Annotated in this window: 13 protein-coding genes; 8 read left to right on the plus strand and 5 right to left on the minus strand. The window is 69.1% G+C overall.

What is annotated here, in order from left to right:
- The 4 genes from VJ655_RS15905 to VJ655_RS15920 all read right to left on the minus strand — a co-directional run.
- Positions 1-389, minus strand: a 389-nt coding sequence (locus VJ655_RS15905; protein ID WP_324112737.1) for a TetR family transcriptional regulator, incomplete at its 3' end; no start/stop codon positions are given.
- A gap of 175 nt (positions 390-564) precedes the next feature.
- Entirely contained in the window at positions 565-1,347 is a 783-nt protein-coding gene (gene proC / locus VJ655_RS15910) for a pyrroline-5-carboxylate reductase (protein ID WP_324112739.1), read from the minus strand.
- Between the two features lie 120 nt (positions 1,348-1,467).
- The gene (locus VJ655_RS15915; RefSeq protein WP_324112741.1) at positions 1,468-1,974 is read right to left on the minus strand and encodes a YbjN domain-containing protein; all 507 of its coding nucleotides are present in this window, start codon (positions 1,972-1,974) and stop codon (positions 1,468-1,470) included.
- 131 nt (positions 1,975-2,105) lie between these two features.
- A complete protein-coding gene (locus VJ655_RS15920; RefSeq protein ID WP_324112743.1) occupies positions 2,106-2,363 on the minus strand; it encodes an accessory factor UbiK family protein in 258 nt (85 codons plus the stop codon).
- Positions 2,364-2,479: 116 nt separating this feature from the next.
- On the opposite strand from VJ655_RS15920, the gene lgt reads away from it, so the two are divergent.
- The 8 genes from lgt (at position 2,480) to VJ655_RS15960 (ending at position 10,101) form a co-directional block, all read left to right on the plus strand.
- Entirely contained in the window at positions 2,480-3,370 is an 891-nt protein-coding gene (gene lgt / locus VJ655_RS15925; RefSeq protein WP_324112745.1) for a prolipoprotein diacylglyceryl transferase, read from the plus strand.
- Between the two features lie 4 nt (positions 3,371-3,374).
- Complete coding sequence (locus VJ655_RS15930) at positions 3,375-4,565, plus strand: class I SAM-dependent methyltransferase (RefSeq protein WP_324112747.1); 1,191 nt, start codon at positions 3,375-3,377, stop codon at positions 4,563-4,565.
- A complete protein-coding gene (gene pgeF, locus VJ655_RS15935) occupies positions 4,565-5,350 on the plus strand; it encodes a peptidoglycan editing factor PgeF (RefSeq protein ID WP_324112758.1) in 786 nt (261 codons plus the stop codon). The genes VJ655_RS15930 and pgeF overlap by 1 nt, the downstream gene beginning before the upstream one ends.
- 128 nt (positions 5,351-5,478) lie before the next feature.
- On the plus strand, positions 5,479-6,417 hold the full coding sequence (locus VJ655_RS15940) for a ribose-phosphate pyrophosphokinase (protein WP_324112749.1): 939 nt from the start codon (positions 5,479-5,481) through the stop codon (positions 6,415-6,417).
- 366 nt (positions 6,418-6,783) lie between these two features.
- Complete coding sequence (locus VJ655_RS15945) at positions 6,784-7,830, plus strand: hypothetical protein (RefSeq protein WP_324112750.1); 1,047 nt, start codon at positions 6,784-6,786, stop codon at positions 7,828-7,830.
- Positions 7,831-7,986: 156 nt separating this feature from the next.
- Positions 7,987-8,589: a 50S ribosomal protein L25/general stress protein Ctc gene (locus tag VJ655_RS15950; RefSeq protein WP_324112752.1), complete on the plus strand. Its 603-nt coding sequence runs from the start codon at positions 7,987-7,989 to the stop codon at positions 8,587-8,589.
- A gap of 90 nt (positions 8,590-8,679) precedes the next feature.
- A complete protein-coding gene (gene pth / locus VJ655_RS15955; RefSeq protein WP_324112753.1) occupies positions 8,680-9,300 on the plus strand; it encodes an aminoacyl-tRNA hydrolase in 621 nt (206 codons plus the stop codon).
- 51 nt (positions 9,301-9,351) lie between these two features.
- Positions 9,352-10,101 carry a tetratricopeptide repeat protein gene (locus tag VJ655_RS15960; protein WP_324112755.1) on the plus strand — a complete coding sequence of 250 codons (750 nt, stop codon included), beginning with the start codon at positions 9,352-9,354 and terminating at the stop codon, positions 10,099-10,101.
- On the opposite strand, the gene VJ655_RS15965 is transcribed toward VJ655_RS15960, so the two are convergent.
- Positions 10,098-10,450: DUF4917 family protein (locus VJ655_RS15965; protein WP_324112756.1), on the minus strand; the 353-nt coding region annotated here is incomplete at its 5' end. The genes VJ655_RS15960 and VJ655_RS15965 overlap by 4 nt on opposite strands.

Below are 10,450 nucleotides of genomic sequence, written 5' to 3' on the forward strand. Positions count from 1 at the left end.
GGCGGGGTGGCGGGGACGCCGGCCGCCTCGAGGATGGCGCGGGCGATGCTCGGGAAGCGGGTCGCCGAAACCAGCGGCCCCTCGGCCTTGGCGATGTTCAGCAGGGCGGTCCGATGCGGCTCCATCGCCTCCAGCCGGGCCATGGCGGCGTCGAACAGGCGGTCGTGGGCGGCGGAGTCTTGCGGGTAGTCGATGTCCAGGGCCGCGCGGTCGAAGCGCTCCGAGACCCGCGCCAGCACCGCCAGCCGGCTGTGAGCTCTGGCGTAGAGCTCCGGGAACGGAACCCCGGCCTTCACGGCGATGTCGCGCAGCGAGACAGAGGGCCAGGGCTGATCGGCCGCCAGGGCGAGCGCCGCGTCGGCGGCGCGGTCGAGGATGTCGTCGGTCATGGCGATTCAGATGAGCCGAAGAGCGCCCCGAAACAACCCCTCTCCCATAGGGAGAGGAGGGACCCGCCGCGTAGCGGCGGGAGGTGAGGGGTTTCAAGGGTAAGAGGTGTAGCCCCTCACCCTCCCACGCCTGCGGCGCGGGCCCCGCCCTCTCCCTATAGGAGAGGGATTTTTCTCAGCCCCCCAGTTCCTTCGATCGCGCCACCGCCGCGTCCAGCGCTCGCGGCAGCAAATCACCGAAACCACCCTCGCCCATCAGCACCGACAGCGCCGCCGCCGTGGTGCCGCCCGGCGAGGTGACCTGCTTGCGCAGCTCGGCCGGCTCTTCGCCGCTCTGGGCCATCAAGGCCGCCGCGCCGATGATCGTGGCCCTGGCCAGTTTCGCGCTGTCGGCGGGGTCCAGACCCTGGGCCGAGCCGGCGGCCTCCAGCGCCTCGACGAAGGCGTAGAGATAGGCCGGGGCCGAGCCGGAGACGGCGGTGGCCGCGTGCATCAGATCCTCGGCCGGCAGCACCGAGACGGCGGCGACCGGCGCGAACAGCGCCTGAGCGCGGGCCAGAGCCTCGGCGTCCTCGGCGAAGATCGAGGCCGCGCCCCGGCCGATGGCGACGGCGGTGGTCGGCATGACCCGGGCCACGCGACGGCCGCCGAAGACTTCGGAAATGTCGGCCGCGCGCACCCCGGCGGCGATCGAGACGATGACCGCGTCGGGCGCCAGGTGCGGCACGACGTCCTTGACCGCCTCGCGCCAGATCTGCGGCTTGACGGCCAGTAGCACCGTCTTGGCGGCGGAAAGCGCCTCCAGCGGCGGATTGACCCGCGCGCCCGCGAAGGCGGCGGCGTCGATGTTCGGATCACGGACGATCAGGTCGGCGGTCGCGAAGGCGCCTGCGTCGCGCCAGCCCTGGACGAGGGCCCCGCCCATGCGTCCAGCGCCCAGAAGGAGGATGGGGGTCATGGTCACGCTCCAAACCTGTCATCCCGACGAAAGCCGGGACCGCCGGATGCGCCGCGCCTGTCGCGGTCCCGGCTCTTCAAGCCCGCGATGCGGGCTTTCGGCCGGGATGACAAGCGCGAATTAAGCTTGGCCGACGGTCTCGAACATGCAGGCGGCCATGGCCTGGTCCGGAGTCTTCGCGCCCTGCAGCAGGAAGTCGAAGGCCGGGAAGAAGCGGTCGGCCGCCTCCACCGCCGCGTCGATCATCGAGGCGGCCTGGGCCATGGTCGGGCGCTCGCCAGCCGGCAGGGCCAGGGCGTGGCGGAACACCACCTCGCCGTCCTCGGTCCAGACCTCGAAATGGCCCAGCCAGACGCGCTGGTTGATCAGGGCCAGGAGTTCGTAGGCGTTGGTGCGCTTGGACTTCGGCGCGCGCAGGTCCAGCGACAGGCACAGCTGCAGGCAGTCGGCCTCGGGGCGCCAGGCGAACCACAACTCGTAGTCCTTCCAGTCGCCTTTCAGGGCGAAGGCCAGGTCACCGTCCTCGGTGCGATCGAAGGTGAGGTTTTCGGCTGACAGCACGTGCTCGACCACTTCGAGCGGATCGAGAGCCATCAGGACGTCGTCTTCTTCCGGTTGGGTGTCCATGAGAATCCTGCGTCCCCGCCAGCGCGGGCGGGGGTGAGCCCCGCCGTGAATCGCTCACGTACTCGGGACAGTAATCTGCTTCGCGGCGTTCGTCTCAACTCGCTTCACGCCGGGGGCGAGCTGTCTGGCGGCTATTCGCCCGACGCGGCGCTCTTCTTGGCGGGAGCCTTCTTGGCCGCCTTGAGGCCAGCGATCTCTTCGCGCAGGGCGGCGACCTCGGCCTTCAAGGCCTCGAAATCGTCGCGGCGGATCAGGTCGAACTCGGCCGCGAGCCGATCGGCCTGGGCCCGCATCGCGGACTTCGCTTCCTCGCCCGCGGTCTGGGCGATGCCCATGGCCGCCTGGGTCAGCTTGGCGAATTCGTCGAGGATCGGGTTCTGGCTGTGCATCGGCTTTCCACGCGCCCGCGGATGGGCGAGCCATTCTTATATGGGAAACAGGGGATGAAAGCGAACCCCGAAGGTTATAGAGGTGCGACGATCTGTCCCGAACGGAGCTGTCCGGCGTGATCTTTCCGAACATCGACCCCGTGGTCCATATCGGCCCGCTGGCCCTACAGTGGGGGCCGCTGGCCTTGCGCTGGTACGCCCTGGCCTATGTGGCGGGGATCCTGCTGGGCTGGCGCTACGCGGTGCGCCTGGTGAAGACGCCCGGCCTCTGGGGCGGACGGGCGCCAACGGCCACGCCGCTGCAGATCGACGACCTCGTTCTGTGGATCACCCTGGGCATCATCCTGGGCGGGCGCCTGGGCTACATCCTCTTCTACATGCTGCCCAACGAAGCCCAGCGGACGTGGCTGCTGGCCCATCCGATGGACGCCTTCAAGATCTGGGAGGGCGGCATGTCCTTCCACGGCGGCTTCCTGGGCGTCTGCGCGGCCATCGCCCTGTTCGCCCGCCGCAATGCGATCGACGTGCTGAAACTGGGCGACCTGATCGCGCCGGTGGTCCCGATCGGCCTGTTCTTCGGCCGCATCGCCAACTTCATCAACGGCGAGCTGTGGGGACGGGTCACGGACGGCCCTTGGGGGATCGTGTTCTGCAACGAGACCATCCGGGCCAGCCATCCCCAGCACATCTGCCCGGCCGGAGAACTGCCGCGCCATCCCAGCCAGCTCTACGAGGCGGGCCTGGAGGGCCTGCTGCTGTTCCTGATCCTGACCTTCGCCATCTATCGGCTGAAGTGGCTGCAACGGCGCGGCGCCCTGGTGGCGACCTTCCTGCTGGCCTACGGCGTCTTCCGCCTGTCGCTGGAGAACGTGCGCAATCCAGACATCGGCATGCCCGACTTCCCGCTGGGCCTGACCATGGGCATGCTGCTGTCGGCGCCGATGATCCTGGTCGGCGGCTGGTTGCTGTGGCGTTCGCTGCGCGCGCCGGCGCAGGCCGCCGCCTGACCCCATGAGCCTGCTCGACCGCCTGAAAGCCCAGATCGCCCAGGACGGGCCGATCGGCGTGCCCGAGTTCTTCACCCGCTGCCTGCACGACCCGCGCGACGGCTACTACGCCACGCGCCCGGCGCTGGGGGACAAGGGCGGCGACTTCATCACCGCGCCGCTGGTCAGCCAGATGTTCGGCGAGCTGATCGGCCTGTGGGCGATCGAGACCTGGACCCGCATGGGCCGCCCCGCGCCGTTCCGTCTGGTCGAGATGGGCCCGGGCGACGGGACGCTGATGAGCGACCTGCTGCGCGCCGCGCGGCTTGAGCCGGCGTTCCTGGCGGCGGCCGAAGTGTGGCTGGTCGAGGTGTCGGAGCCGCTGCGGGCCAGGCAGGCGCAGCGCCTGGGCGAGGTCCCGCGTTGGGTCTCCCGCCTGGACGAGGTTCCCGGCGGCGCGCCGATGATCCTGATCGCCAACGAACTGCTCGACTGCCTGCCCGCCCGCCAGTTCACACGGACCAAGGCCGGCTGGGCCGAGCGGGTGATCGGGCTGGGCGAGGATGGCGAGCTGGCGTTCGGGTTGCGGCCCTTAAATCCTCCCCCCCGAGGGGGAGGTGTCCGCGCAGCGGACGGAGGGGGAAGTTCCGCCGACCTTGCCCCTCCCCTCTCCGGTCCGGAGCCTGTCCTCGGGCGCGCGCAGAGCGCGACCCGGGGGGACCACCTCCCCCTCGGGGGGGAGGATTTGGCGGTCGGCGCTGTCGTCGAATCCTCTCCCGCCCAGGCGGCTCTCGCCTCCGACATCGCCCATCGCCTCGTGACCGACGGCGGGGCGGCGCTGCTGATCGACTACGGCCGGGCCGCGGCCGAGGCCGGCGATACGCTTCAGGCCGTCCAGAACCACGCCAAGGTCGACCCGCTGAAGACCGCCGGCCTGGCGGACCTGACCGTCTGGGCCGACTTCCCCGCCGTGCTCGCCGCCGCCCGCGAAGCCGGGGCCAAGGCCGGCCCGATCCTGACCCAGGGCGACTTCCTGCGGGCCCTCGGAATCGAGGCTCGCGCCCAGGCCCTGGCGGTCGCGCGCCCCGATCGCGCCGATCAGATCGCAAGACAGCTTGATCGTCTGGTCGGGCAGGCGCAGATGGGCGCTCTGTTCAAGGTGGCGTGCCTTTCCGCGCCCGACCTTTCGCCCCCCCTCTTCGAGGACGCGACATGATCAAGAAGTCCGACCTGCCGACCGTCCAGTCGCCGCTGCTCTCCAGCCTTCCGGGGGTGAAGCACGCCTTCTTCACACGCCAGGGCGGGGTTTCGAGCGGCCTTTACGCCAGCCTGAACGTCGGGCGCGGCAGCAAGGACGAGCCAGCCGATGTCGAGGAGAACCGCGCCCGCGCCGCGCGCTGGTTCGGCGGCGCGCCCGAGGACCTGAACGTCTGCTATCAGATCCACTCGACCATCGCGATCACCGCCGACGGCTCGTGGGGCGACGCGCGGCCGGAGGGCGACGCGGTGGTCAGCAAGACCCCCGGCGTGATCTGCGGCGCCCTGGCGGCCGACTGCGCCCCGGTGCTGCTGGTCGATCCCGAGGCCCGGGTCGTGGCGGCCGCCCACGCCGGCTGGCGCGGGGCGTTGGACGGCGTGGTCCAGGCCGCGGTTGACCGCATGGTCGAGCTGGGCGCCGATCCCGCCCGAATGACCGGCGTCGTCGGCCCCTGCATCGGCCCCAAGTCCTACGAAGTGGGGCGGGACTTCCTGCACCGCTTCGAGGCCGACTGCCCGGGCTCGGGCCGGTTCTTCAAGCCGGGCGCGAGCGAGGACAAGCGCTTCTTCGACCTTCCCGCCTTCGTGCTGGACCGCCTGGAGACCGCCGGCGTCGAACGCCGCGAATGGGTCGGACGCGACACCCGCGCCGAGGAGGAATGGTTCTTCTCCAACCGCCGCGCCTTCCTGAACGGCGAGGGCGACTACGGCCGGCTGCTGTCGGCGATCATGCTGGAAGCGTGAGGCGCCCGCACCACGCCGACGATCCTCCGCGTACGGAAACGAAAAAGTCTCGCCGTTAACACTTGTACCTGGAGCTTCGCCTGCTAGAAGGCCCGGCAACGGTCGACCCCCACCCCAGAGCGCCCCCCATGAAGCTGCTGTCCGGCAACTCGAACCGCCCGCTGTCCCAGGCGATCGCGGAATATCTCGACATGCCGCTGACCCGCGCCCAGGTGCGCCGGTTCGCCGACCTCGAGGTGTTCGTCACCATCGACGAGAACGTGCGGGGCGAGGACGTCTTCGTCATCCAGTCGACCAGCTATCCGGCCAACGACAACCTGATGGAGCTCTTGATCTGCATCGACGCGCTGAAGCGCGCGTCGGGCAAGCGGATCACCGCGGTGCTCCCCTACTTCGGCTACGCCCGCCAGGACCGCAAGACCGGCGGCCGCACCCCGATCTCGGCCAAGCTGGTGGCCAACCTGATCACCCGCTCGGGCGCCGACCGGGTCCTGACCATGGATCTGCACGCCGGCCAGATCCAGGGCTTCTTCGACATCCCGACCGACAACCTGCTGCCCTCGCGCCTGCTGGCCGACGACGTGCGCCGTCACTACAAGATGGGCGACGACCTGATGGTGGTCTCGCCGGACGTCGGCGGCGTGGTTCGCGCCCGGGCCCTGGCCAAGCGCCTGGAAGACGCCGACCTGGCCATCGTCGACAAGCGCCGCTCGGGTCCCGGCCAATCGGAAGTCATGAACATCATCGGCGACGTCAAGGATCGCCGCTGCATCCTGTTCGACGACATCGCCGACTCGGCCGGCACCCTGTGCAACGCCGCCCAGGCCCTGATCAACCACGGCGCCAAGTCGGTCAGCGCCTACATCACCCATGGCGTCCTGTCGGGCGCGGCGGTGGATCGCGTCGCCAACTCGGTGCTGACCGAGCTGGTGGTCACCGACTCGATCGAGGCCTCGGACCCCGCCAAGGCCTGCCCGAAGATCCGCTACGTCTCGTGCGCCCCGCTGATCGGCGAAGCCATTCGCCGCATCGCCAACGAAGAGTCGGTGTCGAAGCTGTTCGACTAGGCGATTGACGGTCATTTCCGCCTTCCTGGGCCTTGTGCCCAGGACCCATGCCAGCGGCGTGCTCGGCCTTTTTGGGTCTCGAAGCGGCTAGACCTAGAACACGACCCAAAGCCATAGCTCCTGAGCCATGGGTCCTGGGCACAAGGCCCAGGAAGGCGAGTTATTGACCCAGGCTCCTTGCTGAATATCGGCTCGTCCTAGGGTCTTCGCTCGTTCGCGCCCTTCAAACATGGTTAACCGGCGCGCGCCAAAACGTCCCGGCGCCACGGTCACGCTTGTAAAAGCTTGGTTAACGGAGCGACAGTCACAATGTCGCCCGCCCGAGGTGGTATGCGCCGGCCTAGACTTGATGGGGAAGTTCACGAAATGCGTTCCTTTTCGCGTACGCGGGTCGTTCTGACGACGACCGCCGTGGCGCTGGCCGCGGTCATCGCCGCCTGCAGCTCTCCGCCCCCGCCCCCGCCGCTGGTCCAGGCCCCGCCGCCGCCGCCGCCGATCACCCTGTCGTCCAAGGTCGTCGAGCGCGCCAGCGCGTTCCGGGGCTACATGGCCCGCGCCGCGGCCGTCTCGCCCACGTTCCAGAACGGCGACCAGATCCAGACCTCCCTGAAGGTCGGCGCGGCCTATGAGCCCAAGTCGTTCATGAACGGCGCGGTGGCCTACGCGGCCGTGCTGGCCCTGCAGGATCCCACCTTCGTCGCCTCGGTGCGCGAAGTGGCGGCCAACCCGGCCCAGCGCCAGGAGATGATCAACAACATCTTCTCCAACCCCTCCTACGCGGCCGTGTTCAAGGGCGCCGACAGCGCCGCGGGGCTGATCATCGACCAGATCGGCGGCGACGGCCTGAAGGTCTACACCGCCGGCAAGGCCGTGAAGCAGGCGGCCTACGACGTGCAGCACGCGGCCTGGTCCAAGGGCTTCGTCACCGATCGCGACGGCCGCCTGGCCTCGGCCAAGAGCCTGTCGACCGTCCCGGCCCTGGCCGAGAGCGGCGACGTGGCGGTGCTGCAGCAGGCCTCCACCGGCGGACAGTCGCTGGGGCTGACGCCTCGCGCGGCGACCGCGCCCTACCAGCCCGTCGTGATCCGTGGCCTGGCCGTGGCCGCCCTGGCCGCCCTGGGCGCCGCCGGCGACAACAACCTGGCCTCGATCGACGCCCTGAGCGCCGACTGGAGCACGGCCAACTGCCTGAACATGGCCAAGCTGAACCTCTACCAGTGCCTGGCGGTGTCCAAGCCGCACTACGAGGACATCTTCTGCCTGGGCCAGCACATCCTGATCGACACCGGCGCCTGCGTGGCCAAGGCCACCGGCGCGGCCCTGCCGCCCGAGCCGCCGCCCCCGCCCCGCGTCGAGACGGCCAAGACCACCGTGAAGAAGCCCGTCCGCAAGGCGGTCTCCAAGAAGAGCTGATTTACCGATCTATCGAGCCGAAAGGGCCGGGCGTTGCGTCGCCCGGCCCTTTTGTGTATGTAGCGCGACCCCAAAAAGGCGCCGTCGGGCCAGGCAATCCAGTCTTGTGCGATGGGCCACCTTCGAGAGCATCCGGCTCTCCAGAGAGATATTGATATGGCCGAGATCATTCTGAACGTCGAAATCCGTGAAGGCGCCGGCACCGGCGCGGCGCGCGCCGTCCGTCGCGAAGGCAAGATTCCGGGCGTCCTGTACGGCGGCGGCAAGGCTCCCGTCGGCATCGCCGTGAAGGCCAACGAATTCCGCAAGTCGCTGTACACCGGCAAGCTGCTGGGCCACCTGGTCACCCTGCAGCACGGCGACGAGAAGCAATCGGTCATCGCCAAGGCCGTCCAGTTCCACCCCGTCACCGACGAGCCGGTCCACTTCGACCTGTACCGCGTCGACGAGCACCAGCTGATCAAGATCGAAGTCCCGGTCCACTTCAAGAACCAGGACGTCTCGGTCGGCCTGAAGAAGGGCGGCACGCTGGAAGTCATCCGTCACACCGTCGAGCTGGCCTGCCCGGCCGACAAGATCCCGGAAGAGCTGGTCATCGACCTGGCCAACCACGACATCGGCGATGTCATCCGCATCTCGGAAGTCAAGCTGCCGGCCGGCGTGAAGCCCGCCATGGACCGCGACTTCGTGATTGCCAACGTCAAGGCCTCGGCCGCCGCCCAGTCTGACGAAGGCGACACCACGACCGCCGAAGGCTAATCGGCGCTCGGTCCGTCGACCAAAGCGATTTAAAGAGCGGGCGGGCCTTCGGGTCCGCCCGTTTTTGTTTGTCCCCTTGAGAACAAAACGATGCTGATCCTCGCCGGCCTGGGCAATCCCGAGCCCAAGTACGAGAAGAACCGCCACAACGTCGGCTTCATGGCCGTCGACGCTCTCGCCCGAAAGTGGGGGACGGCCCCGTGGCGCGCGCGCTTCCAGGGGGTGGCCTGCGAGGGGCAGGTCAATACGCCCGACGGTCCGGTCAAGCTGCTGCTGCTCAAGCCCAAGACCTATTACAACGAGAGCGGCCGCGCCGTGGGCGAGGCCATGAAGTTCTTCAAGCTCCAGCCCGCCGACGTCATCGTCTTCCACGACGAGATCGACATGGCGCCCGGCCGCTTCCGGATGAAGGCCGGTGGTGGGGCGGCGGGCAACAACGGCATCCGCTCGGTGACCAGCCAGGTCGGCGACGCCTTCCGCCGGGGGCGCATCGGCGTCGGCCATCCGGGCCACAAGGACGCGGTCATGCACTACGTGCTGGGCGACTTCCACAAGGTCGAGCACCAGTGGCTGGACCCGATGCTGGACGCCATCGCCGACGCCCTGCCCTTCGCGGCCGTCGGCGACGACGAACGCTATCAGGCCGAGGTCATGCGTCTGGCCCCCGCGCCCAAGGCCGATCCGCGCAAGCCGGGCAAATCCGAAGATTGACGGCCGCCTTCGCGCGCGGGAAAGACCGAAACTGAAGTTTTCGAGGTCCTGATGTTCTCGCTTCCGCTGCCGCTGCTTGGCCTGTCGTTCCTGATCGCCATCGTCTTGTGCGTCCACGCCGTGCGCACGGGCCAGCAGATGTACTGGCTATGGATCATCCTGGCCCTGCAGCCGATCGGCGGGATCGTCTATTTCGTGGCCGTGATCGGCCCGGGACTGTGGGGCGGCAAGACCGCCCGCAAGGTCGGCGCGGCCGCGCGCAAGGCCCTCGACCCGCAGCGCGAGTACCGCGAGGCCGCCCAGGCCGTCGATGACGCCCCCACCGTCGCCAACCGGGTGCGCCTGGCCGTGGCCGCCACGGAACTGGGCAAGCACGCCGAGGCCGAGCGCCTCTACGCCGACAGCCTGACGGGCATGTACGCCGACGACGCCCAGCTGCTGCTGGGCCGCGCCAACGCCCTGATCGAACTGAACCGCCCGGCCGAGGCCTTGCCGCTGCTGGAAAAGCTGGGCGAGCAACCCACCGCCGGCCGCACCCCCCACACCATGCTGGCGCTTGGCCGCGTCTATCAGGCCCTGGGCCGCGAGGAACAGGCCGACACGGCGCTCAGCTGGGCCGCCGACAACTATCCCGGCTTCGAGGGCGTGGCCCGCTACACCGTGTTCCTGGCGCGCATGGGCCGCAAGGACGAGGCGCGCGCCCGCCTGGCCGAGATCGACAAGCGCCTGGCCAAGACCCACGCCCACTTCCGCAAGGAAGCCAAGACCTGGCGCGACTTCGCGGCGGCGGCGGTGGGCTAGCCCCAGGGGGCGGCTTCGGCGGGGTTGTAGCTGAAAACCTTAAGCGCTGGGCCGCCGCGTTGCGCGCGTTTACCCACCCACAGCGCGGTCGTTTTGCGGATCTCGGCTTTCATTTCCAGCGAATCCGGATCGCGAACGGACACGAAGACCTCGGACACGCGTCCTTCGGCGATCTTCTCGAAGATATGCGCGTCTTCGTCGCGCAGCGAATGGCCGAGAATGAAGAGGCTGGCGTCAGAGTCGTCGCAGGCGGCGGCCAAGCAGTCGGAGGCGGCCTTCAGATAGTGGCTCTCTTCGATGCGCACCCGCTTCTCCTGGGATGACCCTTCGGAGATGAACAGAGGCACGT

The sequence above is a fragment of the Caulobacter sp. genome (assembly GCF_035254145.1).
In the GTDB taxonomy this organism is placed as follows: domain Bacteria; phylum Pseudomonadota; class Alphaproteobacteria; order Caulobacterales; family Caulobacteraceae; genus Caulobacter.